The 21,173-nt window shown below is 58.9% G+C and carries 15 protein-coding genes; 9 read left to right on the top strand and 6 right to left on the bottom strand.

Annotation, left to right across the window (positions count from 1 at the left end; genetic code table 11):
* Nucleotides 1–391 precede the first annotated feature (391 nt).
* Nucleotides 392–1,270: a YVTN family beta-propeller repeat protein gene (locus ASC74_RS32550; RefSeq protein WP_082555774.1), complete on the top strand. Its 879-nt coding sequence runs from the start codon at nucleotides 392–394 to the stop codon at nucleotides 1,268–1,270.
* Between the two features lie 479 nt (nucleotides 1,271–1,749).
* The gene (locus tag ASC74_RS05415) at nucleotides 1,750–2,112 is read left to right on the top strand and encodes a DUF6124 family protein (protein ID WP_056739868.1); all 363 of its coding nucleotides are present in this window, start codon (nucleotides 1,750–1,752) and stop codon (nucleotides 2,110–2,112) included.
* A gap of 324 nt (nucleotides 2,113–2,436) precedes the next feature.
* On the opposite strand, the gene ASC74_RS05420 is transcribed toward ASC74_RS05415, so the two are convergent.
* Nucleotides 2,437–3,747, bottom strand: coding sequence for an MFS transporter (locus tag ASC74_RS05420; protein WP_056739871.1), 1,311 nt, complete (start codon nucleotides 3,745–3,747; stop codon nucleotides 2,437–2,439).
* Between the two features lie 169 nt (nucleotides 3,748–3,916).
* Here ASC74_RS05420 and ASC74_RS05425 point away from each other — a divergent pair, with 169 nt between their 5' ends.
* The 4 genes from ASC74_RS05425 (at nucleotide 3,917) to ASC74_RS05440 (ending at nucleotide 9,690) form a co-directional block, all read left to right on the top strand.
* Nucleotides 3,917–5,047 (top strand): sugar diacid recognition domain-containing protein, encoded by a 1,131-nt coding sequence (locus ASC74_RS05425; protein ID WP_056739872.1) that lies wholly within the window; start codon nucleotides 3,917–3,919, stop codon nucleotides 5,045–5,047.
* A gap of 270 nt (nucleotides 5,048–5,317) precedes the next feature.
* Nucleotides 5,318–6,460 carry a glycerate kinase gene (locus tag ASC74_RS05430; RefSeq protein WP_056739874.1) on the top strand — a complete coding sequence of 381 codons (1,143 nt, stop codon included), beginning with the start codon at nucleotides 5,318–5,320 and terminating at the stop codon, nucleotides 6,458–6,460.
* Nucleotides 6,461–6,835: 375 nt separating this feature from the next.
* Entirely contained in the window at nucleotides 6,836–8,461 is a 1,626-nt protein-coding gene (locus ASC74_RS05435; RefSeq protein WP_056739876.1) for a methyl-accepting chemotaxis protein, read from the top strand.
* Between the two features lie 41 nt (nucleotides 8,462–8,502).
* On the top strand, nucleotides 8,503–9,690 hold the full coding sequence (locus ASC74_RS05440) for a pyridoxal phosphate-dependent aminotransferase (protein ID WP_056739878.1): 1,188 nt from the start codon (nucleotides 8,503–8,505) through the stop codon (nucleotides 9,688–9,690).
* A 132-nt stretch (nucleotides 9,691–9,822) separates the two neighbouring features.
* On the opposite strand, the gene ASC74_RS05445 is transcribed toward ASC74_RS05440, so the two are convergent.
* From ASC74_RS05445 to ASC74_RS05465, 5 genes are all read right to left on the bottom strand, one after another.
* On the bottom strand, nucleotides 9,823–10,800 hold the full coding sequence (locus ASC74_RS05445; protein ID WP_056740102.1) for a 2-hydroxyacid dehydrogenase: 978 nt from the start codon (nucleotides 10,798–10,800) through the stop codon (nucleotides 9,823–9,825).
* Nucleotides 10,801–10,821: 21 nt separating this feature from the next.
* Nucleotides 10,822–12,120 (bottom strand): MFS transporter, encoded by a 1,299-nt coding sequence (locus tag ASC74_RS05450; RefSeq protein ID WP_056739880.1) that lies wholly within the window; start codon nucleotides 12,118–12,120, stop codon nucleotides 10,822–10,824.
* Nucleotides 12,121–12,164: 44 nt separating this feature from the next.
* Complete coding sequence (locus ASC74_RS05455; protein ID WP_056739883.1) at nucleotides 12,165–13,229, bottom strand: sugar kinase; 1,065 nt, start codon at nucleotides 13,227–13,229, stop codon at nucleotides 12,165–12,167.
* Entirely contained in the window at nucleotides 13,222–14,004 is a 783-nt protein-coding gene (locus ASC74_RS05460) for a sugar phosphate isomerase/epimerase family protein (protein WP_056739885.1), read from the bottom strand. Before ASC74_RS05460 ends, ASC74_RS05455 begins: the two co-directional genes overlap by 8 nt.
* A gap of 154 nt (nucleotides 14,005–14,158) precedes the next feature.
* Nucleotides 14,159–15,184 carry a LacI family DNA-binding transcriptional regulator gene (locus ASC74_RS05465; RefSeq protein ID WP_056739887.1) on the bottom strand — a complete coding sequence of 342 codons (1,026 nt, stop codon included), beginning with the start codon at nucleotides 15,182–15,184 and terminating at the stop codon, nucleotides 14,159–14,161.
* Nucleotides 15,185–15,423: 239 nt separating this feature from the next.
* Here ASC74_RS05465 and ASC74_RS30820 point away from each other — a divergent pair, with 239 nt between their 5' ends.
* The 3 genes from ASC74_RS30820 (at nucleotide 15,424) to ASC74_RS05475 (ending at nucleotide 21,147) form a co-directional block, all read left to right on the top strand.
* Nucleotides 15,424–16,269, top strand: coding sequence for a hypothetical protein (locus ASC74_RS30820; RefSeq protein WP_082555770.1), 846 nt, complete (start codon nucleotides 15,424–15,426; stop codon nucleotides 16,267–16,269).
* Nucleotides 16,270–16,371: 102 nt separating this feature from the next.
* Complete coding sequence (locus tag ASC74_RS05470; RefSeq protein ID WP_056739889.1) at nucleotides 16,372–18,450, top strand: hypothetical protein; 2,079 nt, start codon at nucleotides 16,372–16,374, stop codon at nucleotides 18,448–18,450.
* A gap of 252 nt (nucleotides 18,451–18,702) precedes the next feature.
* A complete protein-coding gene (locus ASC74_RS05475) occupies nucleotides 18,703–21,147 on the top strand; it encodes an autotransporter outer membrane beta-barrel domain-containing protein (RefSeq protein WP_056739891.1) in 2,445 nt (814 codons plus the stop codon).
* Nucleotides 21,148–21,173: the final 26 nt, after the last annotated feature.

Genomic DNA, 21,173 nt, shown 5'->3' on the forward strand with positions numbered 1-21,173 from the left:
CGTGGTGAGGGTGATCTATGAGCAGGTCAGAGGTGGCGCGGTCATTGCCACGTCCAGAACGGCTACGGCGCAGGTGACGGGCGCAGGACAGCAGGACGTGCTGACCTTCACCAACGGGCCCTACACCATCGCCCCGGCTGGCCGGCTCAAGAACGTTGAGTTGCTTCTCAGTACCAGCAATAACACCCCCGTCCCCGGGGGGGAGCTCAGTCTGATTCTCCCGCCCAACTTTGAGTACGCCAATGGCGGCGGCGGCGAGCGCGATTTCATCACCGACGCAGTCGGCAGGCTTAGCGTCAGCGGCGTCAAAGGCGCTCTCATCCCCGGCTCTTACAATCTGAGCGCCACCAGTGGTGCTCAGGTCGCCAACGCAACCGTAACCGTTACGGGGATGGGGCCGGTCGGTAGTATCCCGGTCGGGAACGGTCCGTACAGGATCGCCGTCAGCCCGGACGGTACCCGCGCCTATGTCAGCGGCCATCATACAAACACGCTCTCGGTGATTGATACGGCGACGAATCAAGTCCTGACGACCATTCCGGTCGGGAACACTCCGATCGGGGTTGCCGTCAGCCCGGACGGTAGCCGCACTTATGTCACCAACAATGCTAACCACACGGTCTCGGTGATTGATACGGCGACGAATCAAGTCCTGACGACCATCCCGGTCGGGAACCAGCCTTTCGGGATCGCCGTCAGCCCGGACGGTACCCGCGCTTATATCTGCAACCTGGGTAGCAATACAGTCTCGGTGATTGATACGGCGACGGATCGAGTGCTGACGAACATCCCGGTCGGGAACAATCCGATCGGGATCGTCGTGAGCCCGGACGGTACCCGCGCTTATGTCTGTAACGTGACTAGCCACGCGATCTCGGTGATTGATACGGCGACGAATCAAGTCCTGACGCACATTTCGGTCCGAAGCGGTCCGAGCTGGATCGCCGTCAGCCCGGACGGTACCTGCGCTTATGTCACCAACAATGCTAGCAACACGGTCTCGGTGATTGATACGGCGACGAATCGAGCCCTGACGACCATCCCGGTCGGGAGCTATCCGCACGGGATCGCCGTCAGCCCGGACGGTAGCCGCGCTTATGTCTGCAACCAGGGGGGGCGGACGGTCTCGGTGATTGATACGGCGATGAATCGAGTCCTGTCGAACATCCCGGTCGGGATCTCTCCGATGGGGATCGCCTTCAGCCCGGACGGTAGCCGCGCTTATGTCTGCAACTTGACTAGCCACACGGTCTCGGTGATTGGGGGCTAATCAGGGACATCCATTAGCCGGTTTCGAGTCAAGGCTAAATGTCCACTTACCCTGCAGCTCCAAACTGCAGGGTGTTTCCCCCGCCAAACCCGACCCGATTTATCCATCTTCCTATCGATTGAAAAGTGAGCAATGACTGAGTTGTTTAAACGACATCTCCAGATACTGATTCGGGCTACACATCCTTGCGCCGCTGCCTACGACTACGCCAGAATCCGCCGGCTTGTGCGCCTTGGGCCTGGGCTCTATCGTTTCCCGGTCGCTGAGTAACAGCGATCGGGTTTGGTAGCCTGGGTTTTTAGACGCAAAGCACTACTCTTTGCTGAGATTTTTTCGTCTCGGTTTTATGGTGGTCATGCGCAGGGCGCCTTCGGGCGCGCCGTTTCCTAAAGCCCGGTCTACCAACCTGCGTATGGCCACCACCCATCGTTTGGTAGCGAGGGTGATGGCTCCTTTTAAGTGCTTTAGGAGTTTCATCCATGTTCAAAGTAACGCCCAATCCACCGGACACCGATCCGGCATCCCCGCACGAAACCCTCGACTCTAAAAAACTCCACGAAGCCGCCGACCGCGCCCTCGATCATTACCTCAAGCTGGCTGCCCACATCAAAGCCACTCCGCGCACACCCGGCACCATGTTCATCGTCAATCCGGAGCTCGATACCGAAACCCTGCTGGGCCATGCTTGCGAGTCGCTGGCCTCCGCCAATGTCATGACCATGGATCTGGCGGATCACATGGAGGGGTCGAGTCGCAATTCGCTGTTGGGGATTGCGCAGATCATCATGCTGGGGGAGCTGGCGGTGAATCGGGCGCTGGATAACATCGATCCACAAGGGTAGCGACGATCAGTTAAGCCAAAAAAACGCGATCCGTAGCAGCTGGCGAAGCCTGCGTTCGGCTGCGCAGCAGTCGTAAAACCTGAGTTTGCGGTCTTCCTGAAACACCGCATCGTCTGATNAACGCGATCCGTAGCAGCTGGCGAAGCCTGCGTTCGGCTGCGCAGCAGTCGTAAAACCTGAGTTTGCGGTCTTCCTGAAACACCGCATCGTCTGATTTTACGACTGCTTCGCAGCCGAACGCAGGCTTCGCCAGCTGCTACGGATATGTCGCTCCTTAACTGATCAGCATTACCCGAAGGGCCGTTTTTTTGTTGTCGTCAAACCTTACACCCGCAACGTCCGCGTCATGCGCAACGCCAACAAACTCCCGCAAACAATCACGCCCGCCAGCAGGTAAAGCGCAGCATCGGTCGAGCCGGTGCTGTCCTTGACCCAACCCACCAGATACGGACTCAGGAACCCGGCCATCTGCCCCATGGAGTTGATCAACGCCAAACCACCCGCCGCAGCGCCCGCACTGAGCAGCGCAGTCGGCACCGGCCAGAACATCGGCAGGCCGGTGAGGGCGCCCATGGTGGCGATGGTCAGGCCGAGGATGGCAATGGCCGGTGTAGTCGCAAAGTTCACAGCGATCAGCAAACCGACCGCACCCATCAGCATTGGGACCACCAGGTGCCAGCGGCGTTCTTTGCGCAGGTCCGCCGAACGGCCGACCATCAACATGAACAGCGCCGCCAGCAGGTACGGAATCGCACTGAGCCAGCCAATCACCAGGTTATCGCTGAAGCCCAGGTTCTTGATGATCGACGGCAGCCAGAAGTTGATCGCGTAGACACCGCTCTGGATGCAGAAATAGATCAGGCCAAACGCCCAGATCGCCGGGTTCTTGAACACCGCCAGCAGCGAGTCGGTGGTGGTTTTCGGTTTGTTCGCCAGGTCTTCAGCGTGGTCGGCTTCCAGCACCGAGCGCTCGAACGGCGTGAGCCATTTGGCGTTGGCGTAACTGTCGCTCAACAGGAAGTAGGCGAGGGCGCCGAGGATCACGGTCGGAATGCCTTGCAGCAGGAACATCCACTGCCAGCCCGCCAAACCCGCCTGGCCTGCGCCAAAGTGATTGAGAATCCAGCCGGAAAACGGGCTGCCGAGCAGGCCGGACACAGGGATCGCCGACATGAACAACGCCATGATGCGGCCACGGCGGAAGGTCGGAAACCACTGCGAAAGGTAGAGCACCACGCCCGGGAAAAACCCGGCTTCGGCCGCGCCGGTGAACAGGCGCAGGATGTAGAACTCGGTCGGGGTGGTGACGAACAGCAAGCAGGTCGAGAGCGAGCCCCAGACGATCATCATCAGCGCGATCCAGCGGCGCGGGCCGAATTTGGTCAGGGCCAGGTTGCTGGGGACGCCGCACAATACGTAGCCGATAAAGAAGATCCCGGCCCCGAGGCCGTACACGGTTTCGCTGAATTTCAGTGCGTCGAGCATCTGCAGCTTGGCAAATCCAACGTTCACCCGGTCGAGGTAGTTGAACAGGTAGCAGATGAAGATGAAGGGAATCAAACGCAGGGTAATGCGTTTGTAGACGGCGTTTTTTTCGTCAACGATGGCCTGGGTAGCGGCGGCGCTCTGTGACATGGCGGGCTCTCTCTTTATTATGATTTTTTGCGATGCAAGGGTAACGTTGACCGCCCGGTGAGTCTCGGCCACCGCTTGGGTCATTGTCTTTGTGCCTGAGCACAGGGTTTGCAACCAAGGCCTGTGCGGGTGAACAATCCGCTCCATCACGCTTTCAAGGATCCCCGCTATGTTCGAACTCGATCACGACCTGGCCCAGGACATCGTCGACCGGGCGATGGCCATCCTGCCGTACAACGTCAACGTCATGGACAGCCAGGGCCTGATTCTTGGCAGCGGCGAACCTGAGCGGGTCAACACCCGGCATGAAGGCGCGCAACTGGTGCTGGCCAACGGGCGAGTGGTGGAGATCGACGCTCAAACGGCGATTCATTTGAAAGGCGTGCAGCCGGGCATCAACTTGCCGCTGTTGCTCGATCAACGGTTGATCGGCGTGCTGGGCATCACCGGTGAACCCGAGCAATTGCGCACCTATGCCGAGCTGGTGCGGATGACCGCCGAGATGCTGGTCGGCCAGCGCAATCAGCAGGCCGAGCAGCAATGGCGGCGCCAGCGTTGCGACGATCTGCTGGCATTGCTGCTCAGCGAGGCCGGGGATTCGCCGCGGTTGATCGACGAAGCGCAACAACTGGGGCTCAAGCCGCAGATGACGCGGGTGCCGTACCTGTTCGAGTTAGGGATGGAACACGGTCCGGGGCAAACCGTCGAGGCGCTCAGCGCCTGGTTGACTTCGCGCTACCCGGACAGTTGGTGCGTGAGTTCGGCCAAGTCATCGTTGCTCTGGTGCCGACCGGCGGCGCAGGCGATCGAGAATGACCGGTTGCTGGAAAAACTCGACGGCCTCGGCTGGAACATTCTGCGGATCGCCGTGGGCGGGCAGGCCGATGGGTTGTCGGGATTGCGCCGCTGCTATCGACGCGTCGGCGACTTGCTGGCTTATGGGCGAGAGGTGTTGCCGCACTCCCGTTTGCTGACGCTCAACCGTTATCGGTTGCCGGTGATGCTCTGGCGTCACCGCAACGACGACGCGCTGGACGAGCTGCTCAAACCGCTGCGCAAAGTCATCGCCAAGGATGGCAACGGCCAACTGCTGGCGACTTTGCGCTGCTGGTGCGATCACGATGGACAGAGTCAGGCGTGTGCTGATGCGCTGGGGATCCACCGCAACAGCCTGCGTTATCGGATGGAGCGGATTGCCGAGCTTAGTGGTGTTGATCCGCTAAGACTGGACGGTATGCTTGCGCTTTATCTCGGCGTTCAGCTACTCCCCCAAACTGATGCACCGAACACCAACCCGTAGCAGCTGCCGAGCCTGCGAGGCTGCGTTCGGCGGCGCAGCCGTCGTAAATTCTGCAAGCACGGTTTACCTGATGCTCCGCGGCGCATGATTTCACGACGGCTGCGCCGCCGAACGCAGCCTCGCAGGCTCGGCAGCTGCTACAAGGAATGTGTAGGGACAGATAGGTTTTGTGGAAATGAACAATAATCGTCATGGCCGCTTGTGCAGCGGACCGGCGTTATTGTGCTTGCCTGCTGGCAGCATGGAACGCATTGGAACTGGAGAATTCGCATGAAAATCGTCATCGCCCCCGATTCGTTCAAGGACAGCCTGAGTGCCCAGGGTGTGGCTGATGCCATTGCTCTGGGGTTGGCGCAGGTTTGGCCCGATGCGCTCCTGGTCAAATGCCCGATGGCTGACGGCGGGGAGGGGACCGTCGAGTCGATTCTGGCGGCGTGCGAGGGCGAACTGCGCAGCACCCCAGTTCGCGGGCCGCTCGGCGCGACGGTTGAGGCCGCTTGGGGCTGGTTGCCTCAGAGTCACACCGCGATCATCGAAATGGCCGAGGCCAGTGGCCTGCAACTGGTTCCGCCGGGCAAGCGTGATGCGTGCTTTAGCAGCACGTTCGGCACTGGCGAATTGATCCGCGCGGCGCTCGATGCCGGGGCGCAACGGGTCATTCTGGCGATTGGCGGCAGCGCCACCAACGACGGCGGGGCGGGTGCGATGCAAGCCTTGGGCGTCAAACTGCTCGACGCACACGGCCGAACACTGGCACCGGGTGGTCTGGCGCTTGGACAACTGGCCCGCATTGATCTGAGTGAATTCGATCCGCGTCTGGCCGAGGTGCGATTCGACATCGCCGCCGACGTCAACAATCCACTGTGCGGCCCTCACGGTGCCTCAGCGATTTTCGGCCCGCAAAAAGGTGCATCCCCCGAGCAAGTCCAGCAACTGGATCGCGCGCTCGGGCACTTTGCAGAACGGTGCGCGCAAGTCCTGAACAAAGACGTTCGTGACGAACCGGGCAGCGGTGCGGCAGGCGGCCTGGGGTTTGCCGCCAAGGCGTTTCTGGGGGCGCAGTTCAAGGCCGGTGTTGAAGTGGTCGCCGAACTGGTCGGTTTGGACGATGCGGTCAAGGGCGCCGACCTGGTGATCACCGGTGAAGGTCGTTTCGACGCTCAGACCCTGCGCGGCAAGACGCCATTTGGTGTGGCGCGTATTGCTCGGCAGCACGGCGTGCCGGTGATCGTCCTCGCCGGGACGCTGGGGGAGGGTTATCAAGCACTGTACGAACATGGCATCGATGCCGCGTTTGCCTTGGCCAGTGGACCGATGACGCTGGAGCAGGCGTGTGCCGAGGCGCCGCGGTTGTTGCGGGAGCGGGCGAGTGATGTTGCGCGGGTTTGGCGGATGGCCGCTCGCAAAGTCTGAAGCCGTACGATCTCCTGTAGCAGCTGCCGAGCCTGCGAGGCTGCGTTCGGCGACGAAGTCGTCGTAAACCCTGCGAACGCAGTTTTCCTGGCACACCACAGCGTCTGATTTCACGACGACTCCGTCGCCGAACGCAGCCTCGCAGGCTCGGCAGCTGCTACATGGAACCAGAGTGTTTCATGGGTGAAACACTCGTAACCTCCTGAAATATATTTCTCAACTCCCCGCAAAAATCCTCATCCCCAGCCGATACAGCCAATAGGCCCACACAAACCTATTCCAACAGTGGCGCCAAACTGAAAGCGCGTGCGCCGCCGCCCGCCCTTCAGCGATCACGCAAGGATGCTCGTAGCCCCATCACCCGAGAATCATCCTATGTCACTGCGTAATCTGAATATCGCGCCTCGAGCTTTCCTGGGTTTTGCCTTCATTGCCTTGCTCGTCATCGTGCTGGGTGTGTTTGCCGTGAACCGCATGACGACCATCCACCAAGCCTCCATCGACATGGAAACCAAGCAGCTGCCCAGCGTCGGTTTTCTCGGCAACCTGACGGAAAACGTCCTGCGTCTGCGCATTCTCTCGTTCCGGGTGTTGGTCAACCGTGATCCGGCTGCGTTGCAGGAAGCCCAGACGCGTATCGGCGTGCTGGTCGACAAGGTTCGCAGCGCACAATCCAGCTATGCAGCGTTGTCGGCCACCCCGGAAGAAGCCGCGCTGTACAAGACCTTCACGGCAACCCTGGACAGCTACATGCAAGCCCAAACCCAGATGCTGGAGCTGTCGCGGCAGAACAAGCTCGATGAGATGCGCACGCTGATCAACACCCGGATCAAGGAAGGTACGGACCAGATGGGCGAGCAGCTGAACAAACTGGTGGCGCTGAATAATGCCGATGCGAAAACCGCCTCGGCCGAAGCAGGCGAGCAGTACCGCAGCGCGATTACCGGCATCATCGTGGTGGCGGTGATTGCGGCGCTGATGACCGTGCTGCTGGCCTGGCTGCTGACCCGCAGCATCGTCACACCGCTGAACCGTGCATTGCAGGCGGCGCAAACCATTGCGGGCGGCAACCTGACCAACGTCATCGAGGTCGATGGCAAAGACGAACCGGCCCGTTTGCTCGGTGCCTTGTCCGCGATGCAGGCCAGCCTGCGCAAAACCATCGAACAGATCGCCGGTTCCGCCACCCAACTGGGTGCCGCCGCTGAAGAGCTCAGCACGGTCACCCAAGAAGCGTCCCGCGGTCTGCAACAGCAGACCAACGAAATCGAACAGGCCGCCACCGCGGTCAACGAAATGACCGCCGCCGTGGAAGAAGTGGCGCGCAACGCGGTGTCGACGTCCGAAGCCTCGAACCAGTCGACCCAGGCCGCCCGTGAAGGTCGCGACCGGGTGGTGGAAACCGTCGGCGCGATCCAGACCATGACCCACGATGTACAAAACACCTCGGTGATGATCGAAGGCCTGGCCACTCAGGGGCGCGACATCGGCAAGGTGCTGGACGTGATCCGCGCCATCGCCGAGCAAACCAACCTGCTGGCGCTGAACGCCGCGATCGAAGCCGCCCGTGCCGGTGAAGCCGGACGCGGTTTTGCGGTGGTGGCGGACGAGGTCCGGGCGCTGGCCCATCGCACTGCGCAATCGACCCAGGAAATCGAAAAAATGGTCGCCGGCATCCAGAACGGCACCGGCCACGCGGTCGCGTCGATGCAGCAAAGCAATCAACGCACTCAAAGCACCCTGGAAATGGCCCGCGCGGCCGGTGTCGCGCTGGAGCAGATCACTCAGTCGATCCAATTGATCAACGAGCGCAACCTGGTGATCGCCAGCGCGTCCGAAGAACAGGCCCAGGTGTCCCGCGAAGTCGATCGCAACCTGGTGAACATCCGCGACCTGGCCACTCAGTCCGCCGCTGGCGCCAACCAGACCAGCGCCGCGACGCACGAACTGTCGCGCCTGGCTGTGGATTTAAATGCCATGGTGGCGCGTTTCGTGATTTGAGATAGGGTTGAGGCTTGGAACCCGCGCGACTGGAGAATTACATGCGCTATTCAGCCTTGACCAAACGAATCGCCGGTGACGGCGCTGCGGCCTGGCAGATTCATGACCGAGCACTGGAATTAATCGAGCAGGGTGTTGATGTGCTGTTGCTATCGATCGGCGATCCCGACTTCGATACGCCGCAGCCCATCGTTCAGGCGTGCATCGATAGCTTGTTGGCCGGTGACACCCACTACCCGGCAATACGTGGCAGTCGGGGGTTGCGCGATAGCATTGCCAACCGTCATCGACGTCGCAGTGGTCAAGCGGTGGATGCGGATCATGTGATCGTGCTGCCGGGCGCGCAGTGTGCGGTGTATTCGGTCGCGCAATGCCTGCTCGACCCGGGCGATGAAGTGATCGTCGCCGAACCGATGTACGTGACCTATGAAGGTGTGTTCGGTGCCTGCGCGGCCAAAGTGGTGCCGGTGGCGGTGCGCCCCGAGAACGGCTTTAGGGTCGATCCGGCGGATGTCGCGGCGCTGATCACCCCCAAGACCCGCGCTATTTTGCTCAACAGTCCGAACAATCCTTCCGGCGCGAGTTTGCCGCTGATGGTCTGGCAGGAACTGGCATCGCTGTGTGTTCGTCATGACCTGTGGCTGATCAGCGACGAGGTCTACAGCGATCTGTTGTATGAAGGCGAGCACATCAGCCCGGCCAGTCTGCCGGGCATGGCCGAGCGCACCGCGACCATCAATAGCCTATCCAAATCCCACGCCATGAGCGGTTGGCGCGTGGGCTGGGTGATCGGGCCGAAACCTTTGGCCGAACACTTGGTGCACCTGTCGTTGTGCATGCTGTTTGGCATTCCGGATTTCATTCAGAACGCCGCGCAATTGGCGCTGGATGAGGATCTGCCGGAAGTGGCGCTGATGCGCGAGGAGTATCGCCAGCGTCGCGACCTGGTGTGCGCGAGCCTGAGTGATTGCCCGGGCATCCGGCCGATCCGGCCTGATGGCGGGATGTTCGTGATGATCGACGTGCGCCAGACCGGATTGTGTGCCCAGAGTTTTGCCGAGCGGCTGCTGGAAGGTTATGGCGTGTCAGTGCTGGCGGGTGAAGCGTTCGGCCCGAGTGCGGCGGGGCATATTCGACTGGGGTTGGTGGTGGATCAGCTGAAGCTGGCGGATGCATGCCGGCGGATTGCGTTGTGTGCGGCTGACCTTCTGGAGGCTCGCCGGGCCTGAAGGATTTGTGCTGGCTTTAATGGCCCCTTCGCGAGCAAGTCGAATCGTCGCACCGCCGCTCCCACAGGGGAACGCATTCCAAATGTGGGAGCGGGCTTGTTCGCGAAAGCTATCTAACAAACGCCAAATACATCAAGCTTTCCACGCCTGTGTATTCACCAGACTCTTCGGCCGCTCACCCGCCAGCGCCGCCAACAGATTGTCCACCGCACACGTGGCCATCGCCTCCCGCGTTTCATACGTCGCCGAGCCAATGTGTGGCGTCGCCACCACGTTGTTCAGTTGCAACAGCGGCGAGTCGGTGTTCAGCGGCTCGCGTTCGAACACATCCAGCCCCGCAGCGCGAATCTGCCCGTCACGCAAGGCCTGAATCAGCGCCGCCTCGTCCACCACCTTGCCCCGTGAAATGTTGATGAAGATGGTTTCGGGGCGCATCAGGGCAAACTGCTCGGCCCCGATCAGTCCTTCGGTTTCAGCCGTCAGCGGCAAGGTCAGGCAAACGAAATCAGCCTGCTGCAACAGCTCCGGCAAGCTTCGGTATTGCGCGTCGAATCGCTGTTCCACCGCCGGTTTCGGCGAGTGGCTGTGGTAAATCACCGGCATGCCAAAACCGAAATGCCCACGCTGGGCCAGGGCCTCACCGATCCGCCCCATGCCAATGATGCCCAGGGTTTTACCGTGCACATCGGTACCGAATTGCGCGGGACCGACATTGAGCTTCCACTGACCGGCGCGAACCATGTTCGCCAGTTCCACCACGCGCCGGGCGGTCGCCAGGATCAGCGCGAAACCGGTGTCGGCCGTGGTTTCGGTGAGCACGTCCGGGGTGTTGCTGAGCAGGATCCGTCGTTCGGTCAGGTAGTCGATGTCGTAGTTGTCGACCCCCACGGACACGCTGGCAATGGCTTCCAGGTCAGGAGCTAGATCCAATAATCCGGCATCCAGTTTCAGACTCGCACCGAGTAGCCCGTGGGCGCGGGGCAGGGCCTCGCGCAGCGTTGCCAGGCCGTCGGCATTGAGGTTGTCGATCAGCGTCACCTCGGTCTGCTCGTGCAGGCGAGCCATCAGCAGCGGCGAGAGTTTCTTGTACAGCACAACCTGCTTTTTCATCGTCATCATCTCAACTTCAATTCAGGAATGAGCGGCCGTTGACCGTTGCACAACGGCCTTGGCCACGACCCGGTCGCTGGCGCCGGGCTTGAGGAAAATCGTCAGCACCACCGAGAGCATCAACGCGCCGCTCATCAACAGATAAGAAGCACCCGGCGAGCCGGTGGAGCTGTTCAGGTAGCCCACCAGATACGAACCGCCAAACGAACCGAGCGCGCCCATGCTGTTGATCAGCGCCATGGCGCCACCCGCGACATTGGCCGGCAGGATTTCCGGGACGATGGCAAAAAACGGTCCATAAGGTGCGTACATGCAGGCGCCGGCAATCACCAGCAAGGTGTACGACCACCAAAAGTGTTCAGCGCCCAAAGCGTAGGAGCCGTAGAACGCAATCGAGGCGATCAGCAATGGCGGCCAGACAAAGCGTTTGCGCTTCTGCAATTTGTCCGAGCCCCAGGACACCAGCAGCATGCCGATCACCGCCGCCAGATACGGCAGCGAGGAGAGCCAGCCGGCCTCGATCATGTCCATTTGCGCACCGGCCTTGAGGATCGACGGCAGCCACAGCACGAAACCGTAGACACCAATGCTCCAGCAGAAAAACTGCAAGGCCAGGATGATCACCTTCGGCGAACGGAAGGCTTCGGCGTAGTTTTTCACCGCTTTGATACCGACCTGTTCGGCCGCCAAAGCGCTTTGCAGATCCTGCTTCTCTTGATCGCTCAGCCACTTGGCTTGGGCGGGACGGTCATCGGCCAGACGCCACCAGATAAAGGCCCAAAGCACCGCCGGCAAACCTTCGATGATGAACATCCAGCGCCAGCTGAAATGCTGCACCAGATAACCCGACACCACCGACATCCAGAGCATGGTCACCGGGTTGCCGAGGATCAGGAACGTGTTGGCGCGCGAGCGTTCGGCACGAGTGAACCAGTGGCACAGGTACACCAGCATCGCCGGCATCACCGCGGCTTCGACCACGCCGAGCATGAAGCGAATCACGACCAGCCAGTAGGCGTTGGAGACGATCCCGGTCAGCGTGGCCAGGCCACCCCAGAGAATCAGGCTGACGAAAATCAGCTTCTTCACGCTGTGCTTCTGGGCGTAGATCGCGCCCGGCACCTGGAAGAAGAAGTAGCCAAGGAAGAACAGCGCGCCAAGCATCGACGACAGGCCCGGCGTGATCATCAGGTCGGCGGCCATCCCGGAGGCGGCGGCGAATCCGTAGTTGGCGCGGTCCAGGTACGCCAGGCTGTAGGTGATGAACACGATCGGCATGATGTACCACCAGCGGCGGGCGGCGAGTGTTGCGGTTTTCATAGTGGTGCTCCTGAGCTTGTTGTTTTTGTCGCAGCAGGTAACGGTTAGATCTTCAGTGACTGTGCGGGCCTCTTCGCGAGCAAGCCCGCTCCCACATTTGAATCTGTGTCGTACACAGAATGGGAGGGCGAATCCGATTGAATGTGGGAGCGGGCTTGCTCGCGAATGGCGGCCTCAAACTCGGCAGCCATTTCAAGTCGATTGGGCAACCCCTCCATATCCCCCCGGCTCTGCACCGCGCGGCTGCCAATCCAGTTGGCACGCTTCACGGCGTCGGCAAAGCTGTGGTTTTCCAGCAGGGCGCTGATCATGCCGACGGCAAATCCATCGCCGGCACCGACGGTATCGACCACCGTTTCCACCGGCACGCCCGCCACGAAACCCTGGTCCAGATGAGTGCGGTAATACGCACCGTGCGGGCCCAGTTTGATCGCCACGGCTTCGGCGCCTTGATCGAGGTAAAACGCAGCGATGTCGGCCGGGTCTTCGAAACCGGTCAGCAAGCGGCCTTCGCTCAACCCCGGCAGCACCCAATGGGCAAGGGCGGCGAGGCGGTTGATCTCGGTAATCATCTGTTGCTCGCTGGCCCACAGGCTCGGGCGCAGGTTCGGGTCGAAGGACACGCTGCGCCCGGCATCGCGCATGCGGGTCATCAATTCGAAAGACATTTCCCGAGCCGTTTCGGACAGCGCCGGCGGAATACCGGTGGCGTGCAAGTGCCGGGCGTTCAGTAATTCAGGCGCGATCGACTGCCGCGACAGATGACTCGCCGCCGACCCACGGCGGAAATACTCGACCACCGGATCGCTGCCATCGTCGGTGCGTGACTTGAGTTGAAAACCAGTCGGGTGCTCGGTGTCGATGGCAACGTTGCGGCAATCCAGACCTTCTTTCTCCAGAGTGTCGATCACGAAGCGTCCCAGCGAATCAGCGCCCACCCGGCTCAGCCAGGCCACGTTAAAACCCAACCGCGACAAGCCAATGGCGACATTGCTGTCAGCCCCGGCAATGCGTTTGTGGAATTGGCCAATGTCGGCCAAATCACCGTTGTGTTCGGCGACGAACATCGCCATGGTTTCGCCGAACGAGAGAATATCGATCTCAGACATGAGCGCTCTCCAACCGGGTTTGACCGAGGCGGGCGAGAGTGGCGACATGCTCGGTGGTCAACTGCACCAGGTCGTCGCCTTGCAGCGGATATTCCGCCGCCCGCATCACGCCTTGGGCCATGTGCCGCAGCAGTTGTTCCCACAGATGCAGGTCGCTGGCGGCCGGCGGTATGGCGACCAGTTTTCCGTCGGCCCGGCGCGTGACGGCTTTGCAGTGCACATAGCCGACGTGGCGACCGAGCAACCGCGCGGCGCTGGCGGCGGACTGGTCTTGCCAGTGCCAGTTGCCGATATCGAAGGTCATTTTGACCGGCAGGTTGTGTTGCTCGATTTCAGTGAAAAAGCGCTGGAATGGCTCGATGCGGCCACCGTGCAGGGTTTGATCATTTTCCACCAACAACTGCACAGCGCTTTTGCCCAGCACACGGGACAAGGTCTGGAGGTCGCTGTTGTCGGTGAAATAACCCAGGGACACTTTCAGCCATTTGGCTCCGAATGCCTGGGCGCGCTGCAACGCAGAGATCAGTTCGGGATTGGGTTTGGACTGGCCGGCCAGCCACAATTCCATCGGCGAGGAATACACGCTTTCGAGGCCCTGTGCCTGGGTGGCATCGGCCAGTTGCGCGGGATCTTCGACGGTCAGCAGTTCCTCGCGCCATTCGATGCGCGTGGCGCCCGCGGCGGCCAACACGTCGATAAACGATCCCTGGCCGCGTTGGCGAACAAGGTCGGCGCCGTAGCTCGACAGGCTGATGGAAACGGGTGGTTTATTCATTGTTGTATACCTCTGAAACCGGTTTCATTTTTGTTCAAAAAAAATGGCTACTTGATGGGATGTTCTTTAGGGCCCCTTCGCGAGCAGGCTCGCTCCCACATTGGAATGCGGTGCCCATGTGGGAGCGAGCCTGCTCGCGAAGGGGCCATAACATTCACTGAAAATCTCCAAGAGTCGACCCACGCACAATCAACTTCGCCGAAAAATCCAGGGTCCGCACCGGCCCGTCATCACCGCGCAAACGCTTGAGCAAACACTCGAACGCACTGGCACCAATTTCGACCGTCGGCTGGGCGAGGGCGGTGATCCCGCTGCCGACCAGCGGATACCAATCCAGATCATCGAGGGCGATCAGGCCGACGTCCTCGAACAGATTGCACTTCAGTTCTCGCAACGAATGGGTGCTGGCCAGCGCGGCGATTCCGTTGGCACAGAACAGCGCTTTCGGGCCGGGGCCGGGCGTTTCAAGGAAGGTTTTCAGCTGTGCGGTGAGTTCACTGCCGGTTTCGATCAGGGTGCCGCGAAGGGCCGGACGTTGCTCGATCTGCGCCTTGAAACTGCTGACCCGCTCGATCCGCGAACTGGTGCCGTCAAACGGCTCGGTCACCAACAGCACATCGCGATAGCCGCGCTCTTGCAAATGGGCGAGGGCCATTTCAACGGCGGCAGGATTGTCCAGCCCGACCAGATCGCTGTCGAGCTGCTCGACCTTGCGATCCACCAGTACCAGCGGCATTTCCCGGTGCAGCTCGCGCAACTCATCGCGGTGATGACCGAGGGTGTTCACGATCAAGCCTTCGATGTTGTAGGAGCGCAGCAGGGCCAGGTGCTGGCGTTCCTGCTCGTCATCGCGATCGGTGTTGCACACCACCAGGCTGTAGCCGTGCTGACGGCAGGCGGTTTCCACCCCGTGCATCACGGCAATCGAATAAGGGTTACGGATATCGGCCACCAGCATGCCGATCAGGCGGGTTCGCCCGCGTTTCAGGCCGCGGGCCATCTGGTTCGGGCGATAGCCGAGTTCGGCGATTGCCTGCTCGATGCGCAAGGCAATGGCATCGGAGAGCAGGGCGCGGTCATCGCCGATGAAGCGCGAGACGCTGGCCTTGGAGACCTTGGCGTGTTCGGCGACGTCGAGCATCGTCACGCGGCTGCGTTGGGCGGCGGAGAAATCGTTCACGGTGATGGACCTTATTATTGGCGTCGTTGCGGTTCTGTACATCAAGCTTCTGAAACCGGTTTCAGGAAACACCATCGATACCGTCGCAGTCAACCGGATTGTGCTGAGTGATAGGTCAGATACCTGATGGTTTCCGACAGACGGTGGCTTTACCTGTCACATTTGACAGTAGTCAACATCTGGATGTGGGCGCTTAATTTCTTGCACTTAAGGCGATAAAAGAACGCGAGAAATTACTCATGCCAGCACCCAATGACCCACTTGCAGCAGGGAGCACCTCCGATGCGGGCGTACTACTTGACCCTCTTCGGGTGCGGGGAGTCGACCCAGCGGATCCTGCTGGGACATTACCGGATGATGCGAAACAAAATGGCATTGTTTGCATCATTCCCCGCTGGCCGGCGTTCCCAACAGACGCTCGTATTGACCACGTCGAAATCTTCATAGTTGGAAACCCCATCCCGATTGCGCAACGCGATTATGGCGTTGCCGATGATGCAGCGGAGTTTCCCATTCCGATAGGGCCGACATCACTTCCGGATCTGCCTACGTTTGAAATCGAGTACACGGTTCGTTCAGTCAACAATACGACGTCCCCGCGACGACGCTTGACGTTTGCAATTGTTGCGCCGCCACAAGTGCTCAAAGAAGCGACTTTTCCCGACGCCAGCCTTTGGGGCTATATCAACTGCACTAAAAACAATCCTCAGGATCCTGATTCTTTATTTGTTTGGGAGGGAATACGCATCCTTGTTCCGTTCGACGATCGTTTTCAACTGCGAGATGTCATCGAACTGGTTTGGCAGGGATGGGACTCTTTAAACGGGGCAGGGACGGCGTTGACACCTGCAGCTACGTTCACCGGGACGGTAACAGATGTCACCAACAAACAACCGGTTTCGATCGTTATTCGACCGTTTGTTCCGCATATCGAACCTATGCGTGACAACGATTCTGCAACCGTAAGTTATTTGCTGTTGCGCAATGGGGTTCCGATCTTCAGATCTTTTACAGGGCTCGTGAAAATAGACAGAGTGATTCCTGGTAATAGTGGTTTTTGTTCGGATGCAAGTTGGAAGAAGTAAGCGCGTTGTTGTAACTGAAAAACGACTGTTGTTGGCGATAAACGCTGTTGTCGATGAGGTAAGGATTGATATTAAATTTTTTCAGCGTAATGGAGAAAGCACATGACAATTTATCAAGCTGGGACAACGGGGCAGGGCGGTGGATTATTGGCAGCCCCTTTACCTGAGTTACCGGATGGCCGCGGTACCAACGGTGACATTATTCCCATCGCCGCCATTTCTGTGGGCGCTGCTCTCACGCTTCTACTGGATACAACCGTTCCTGTAAACCAGAGAAATAATGATCAGGTGACACTGGATGTCACACGAATCGCGCCACCTCCCATTCCAACTCCCACAGACTACACAAGGCTTACACGCCTTACCCTTCCTGATATGGGTCAAAGGCCTGTTAAATTCCCGTTCCCAGTGCCCACCCAATTTCTGGGAGAGGATGCAACGCTAGCCGGCCCGACAACACTGTGGGTCCGTTGCGTGTATTTTGAACGGGGCTTCAACTCGCTGACTTCAGACTTCGTTCCGTTCCTCATTGACCGCACTGCCCCCTGGCAAGCGAAACCGGTGCAAACGGGCGCCAATCCCGGACAAACACCCGGCGCTAAAACAATTCCGCCAGCGACGTTTCCCAATGCCCCCGGCGATCTGGACGACATCTGGGCGAATCTCCCAGGAAGCTCAATGGGATTGAGGGTAGTGATTGACACCACTTACCCCAATGCTCAACCAACAGACCGCGTACGACTGTATGTGGCAAATCAACGATCCAATCCTCCTCAGGTGTCACCCTTCTACGATGACGTTATGCCTAGCAATGGTGAGGTAGTGGTTCCGACTGCCGAACTGAGAAAGATAACCAGTGGCAGGGCTTTCATCTGGTTCATTATTACTGATGATGCAGGCAACGAAAGCGCGTGGGGAGTGTATTTCAAAAACACTCGTTTTCTGCCGCTGCCCAATTTGGGTCCATTGGACGTCCCGGCAAACACCGATGGTCTGATCGATCTGAAGGATGCGCGTGCAGGTGTAACGGTGGAAGTGAATCGGCCGGTTGACGCACTCAACAACGACGAGGTGAGTGTCAAGTGGGGAGGCCAGCCGGCGCAGGACTTGCCGTTCGGCACCCTCACCAAGCTGACTTTCATCATTCCCTGGGCGGATCTGAGCAAAGAGTATTTCGATAATCAGACCGGCACAGATTACGAGCTGGATGTTGTGGTCACGGCTGACTTGATGCGTGCAAATGTTTCTGTCAGCGACGTGAATACGACGGTAAACACGGATTTCTCGACGAACCCTCCCTATATCGTCGATCCACTTATTCCGCCTCCTGAGTTCAATCCCGAATTCAAGCCATTGATTGTGCGGGGCCAGGCCCCCGTTATTGATAACGAACTCGGTCCACACGACGCCAATCGAACGGCTACGGCACACATTGATGTTTCGCCTGTGAGTGGCGGTACGTTCTTGGACCCGGAACCGGGTGACCTGTTAACCCTGATGTACCTCGGCGATCGGGGTGAGGTGGTCGTAAGTTCAACGCCGTTGGACGCGTCAAATATCAATACAGTCATTCCAGTTGATTTGCCTTACAGTGTTGTCGGCCCAGGTGGTCTGGGGGTAAAGCAAGTATGGTGGATATATGAAAACCCCGGCCGTAACAACACTCAAGCCGCGGTCAAAACGCCTGTGACAGTCAACACCGTAGTCATCACACTTGATCCACCGGAGTTCGTACGGCCACCCGCAGATGGCACTGAAGATCCGTTCATTATTTGCGACAGTTTGACCGGTACGGAACACGTAGCGAGATTCCGGATTCCGCCAAATACCCATTTTGTCGATGGTATGCCCATTACGTTCAGCTGGCGTGGGTTCCACACTGAGGACTATGCCACGCCGGCGCCTGTAGATACCGAGTTCACTGAAACTCGGAATATCACTGTGGCGGAACTGACGGCCGGGATGATCTTCGATGTCGGGCCTTATGATCCGGTGATTCGAAATCTTCCAGTACCTCCACCGCTAACCCCGGACCCCTCAGACTTTTACGCTGGTTATGTGAAAGTCTGGTATTCGACACCGACTGTGCCCACATCGGGGGTAACGGAAATGACGGTTTACTTGCTCAATGCCGACTACTTGTACTGTGAGTCAGAACCGGGTTGGGATCCCGCACCATAACCATCGTATAAAAGTTCAGAACTGCATTTGCCGGGAGAGTAAGGCTCTCCCGGCAGTGCTATCGCTGTCTGTCGTCAAAAGCACAGATTGTACTTCACGGGTGATGATAAATCCCACTCATAAAAGGAATAGTCCTACATAGAAGGTTCGAAGTTGTAGGTATGCTCCGACGCGGCCAACGACGGACGTCTGATGGAGCATCTCTTTGAACTGTCTTTCTACCGTCCCGACAAAACTCAGAGAGTAGTGACTATGAAGTTTGAAAAGATACTGGGACTAACAGTTATGAAGTTTACAGGCGTGCTCTCTTATGCAGTGGTCATAATGGCCGTCTCAGAGTCCGTCTATTCGCGAAATCTTCTGCCGGGAGAGGTGGAAACCGTCTCCAGTGGTGCAACGCCTGAAGCGTGGTTTATCCCTGCAACGGCAACTCTAAACATTAACGGTGCCGGCGCGCTGAATATCGAGGTTGGTGGTGGCACACTCAACGGCGACACCGCTGCCACATCACAGATAGATGCATCTTCAGGTGCTCGCATCAATCTGGCCCAGTCCAGGGTGACCAGCACAGGTTTTGATACCGCACTCGCATTGACTGACAGTTCGGCGACGGTTACGGGCAGTACATTGACCAGTCAAGGCAGGGCAATGTCTTTGGCTCGGGATCTGCTAATACCGGTGGGATCAATGGCGACCGTGTCCAACAGCACTTTGCTCGGAGGCATATCCGGTGCCGCGGTTACATCGCTCAGCACTCTGAACCTGGTCAATACCCGGGTGGAAGGGACGGGTTCGGATGGCATTGGTCTGGAACTGTTCGGTGGCCACGCCAATGTCAGCGCAGACAGCCGGATCACCGGCGGGCTCAACGGCGTCATGTTCGGGGACGACACTGTACTGAATCCCGGCGATGTGATGGGGCAGAGCCGATTGAAGCTGGACGGATCAACCGTGCAAGGTCGTACTGGCGCTGCGATCAGTGTCAATTTCGTTACTCCGGCCGGCCAGCCGGTCTTGATCGAAGTAAACAACGGTTCCAGCCTGATCGGAGGCAACGGCAATATCCTGGAGGTGATCGATGGCGCCACTGCCCGGTTCCAGGTCGACAACAGCAAGCTGTCTGGCAACATCGAAGTCGCTGAGGGTGGAGAAGCCAGCGTACTGTTACGAAACTCTGCGAGCCTTGACGGCAATCTGGTCAACGTTGATTCGGTCACGCTCGATACCCAAAGCTCTCTGACCGGCAACATCCAAGGTTCCGGAGCCGGCGTGGTGACGCTGGACAATAGCGCGGTCTTGCATGGCGCCGTCACCGGAGTCAGCAACATGTCGATCAGCCATGGTGCAGAGTGGAACATGGTCGGTAGCAACGCTGTCACCCGCCTCGACCTGCAGGGCGGCAGCGTGCGCTTCGGGGCGAATCAGGCGTTCACTCGCCTGGACATCGCCAACCTGTCAGGCAAAGGTCAGTTCCTCATGGACACGGATGTTGCCACCGGAGAGACGGATTTTTTGAATGTCACGCAATCTGCCTCCGGCCAGCATGAGCTGGTGGTGGCTGCTACTGCCAGCGAGCCGGTCAGTGGCGCGCCGGTCAAGGTGGGCAATATCGCCGCAGGGGATGCGCAGTTTTCCTTGAAAAACGATCAGGTGGATGTTGGTGCTATAGGCTACAAACTGGTGAAAGAAGGCGAAGGGTTGTTCCTGCAACCCGATGCGACAAGTCCGAGCACGGGGTCAAAAACAGCTCTGGCAATTGCCGGCACCGCCCCCACAGTGATTTATGCTGAAATGACTACCCTTAATACTCGCCTCGGGGACCGCCGCATGGCCGGCACCCAGCCTCGGGCGCGATCCGTCGCTGCTCTGGACTCGGATACTCAAGGCTCGACATCCGGTGTCTGGATACGTACTTACGGAAATCAGTACAACGTCAAGAATGCATACGGTGATGGCTATAAACAAAATCAGACCGGGGTCTCCGTAGGGGTGGATACGCCTCTGTCGGCGATGGGTGACGGTCAATGGTTGATCGGCGCCTTTGGTGGTTACAGCACCACGCGGCTGAACCTGACGCGCGGCAGCTCTGGCTCGATCGATAGCGTTTATCTGGGCACATACCTGACCTGGTATGACGAAGAGACCGGGTATTACGTGGATACCGTCGCCAAGGTCAACCGTTTCAATAACGACGTTAAAGTCACATTGAGTGATGACTCTCGAACAAAGGGCAATTTTGATAACCTGGGCGTGAGCGGATCTGTCGAGGTCGGCAAGCACATCGTCTTTAACAAAGGCTATTTCATCGAACCTTCTGCACAACTCGGTGCGGCGGCTGTGGAGGGCAAAACGTACCGTCTGGACAATGGATTGCACGTGGACAGCGATGAGACCCGGTCTTTGCTCGGCAAGGTCGGCATGACCGTTGGTCGTGAATTGGTTATGGACAACGGCGGTAAGCTTCAGCCCAGACTGCATGCCGCCGTCAGCCATGAGTTTGTCAAAAGTAATCGTGTCAGTGTGAACGACACTGACTTCAACAATGATTTGTCCAGCACCAGTCTGGAGTTGACCGGCGGGCTGAACTGGATACCTGCGAACAATAAGTGGCAGGTTTATGCGGAGATCGGAACCAGTCGTGGCAGCAAAGTTGACCAGGAGCTGGGGGGGAGCATGGGGTTGAGTTATAACTTCTAAGTAGAGTCGCGAATAAAAAAGGAAGC

Origin of the sequence: Pseudomonas sp. Root329, assembly GCF_001424925.1 — a bacterium.
Classification (GTDB): domain Bacteria; phylum Pseudomonadota; class Gammaproteobacteria; order Pseudomonadales; family Pseudomonadaceae; genus Aquipseudomonas; species Aquipseudomonas arabinosi.

Bases quoted from the DNA above. Each gene is read 5' to 3' on its own strand.
- ASC74_RS05455 (WP_056739883.1), bottom strand. From the start codon at position 13,229: ATGTCTGAGATCGATATTCTCTCGTTCGGCGAAACCATGGCGATGTTC.
- ASC74_RS30820 (WP_082555770.1), top strand. From the start codon at position 15,424: ATGCCAGCACCCAATGACCCACTTGCAGCAGGGAGCACCTCCGATGCG.
- ASC74_RS05420 (WP_056739871.1), bottom strand. From the start codon at position 3,747: ATGTCACAGAGCGCCGCCGCTACCCAGGCCATCGTTGACGAAAAAAAC.
- ASC74_RS05430 (WP_056739874.1), top strand. From the start codon at position 5,318: ATGAAAATCGTCATCGCCCCCGATTCGTTCAAGGACAGCCTGAGTGCC.
- ASC74_RS05475 (WP_056739891.1), top strand. From the start codon at position 18,703: ATGAAGTTTGAAAAGATACTGGGACTAACAGTTATGAAGTTTACAGGC.
- ASC74_RS05440 (WP_056739878.1), top strand. From the start codon at position 8,503: ATGCGCTATTCAGCCTTGACCAAACGAATCGCCGGTGACGGCGCTGCG.
- ASC74_RS05460 (WP_056739885.1), bottom strand. From the start codon at position 14,004: ATGAATAAACCACCCGTTTCCATCAGCCTGTCGAGCTACGGCGCCGAC.
- ASC74_RS05435 (WP_056739876.1), top strand. From the start codon at position 6,836: ATGTCACTGCGTAATCTGAATATCGCGCCTCGAGCTTTCCTGGGTTTT.
- ASC74_RS05450 (WP_056739880.1), bottom strand. From the start codon at position 12,120: ATGAAAACCGCAACACTCGCCGCCCGCCGCTGGTGGTACATCATGCCG.
- ASC74_RS05425 (WP_056739872.1), top strand. From the start codon at position 3,917: ATGTTCGAACTCGATCACGACCTGGCCCAGGACATCGTCGACCGGGCG.
- ASC74_RS32550 (WP_082555774.1), top strand. From the start codon at position 392: ATGGGGCCGGTCGGTAGTATCCCGGTCGGGAACGGTCCGTACAGGATC.
- ASC74_RS05445 (WP_056740102.1), bottom strand. From the start codon at position 10,800: ATGAAAAAGCAGGTTGTGCTGTACAAGAAACTCTCGCCGCTGCTGATG.
- ASC74_RS05415 (WP_056739868.1), top strand. From the start codon at position 1,750: ATGTTCAAAGTAACGCCCAATCCACCGGACACCGATCCGGCATCCCCG.
- ASC74_RS05470 (WP_056739889.1), top strand. From the start codon at position 16,372: ATGACAATTTATCAAGCTGGGACAACGGGGCAGGGCGGTGGATTATTG.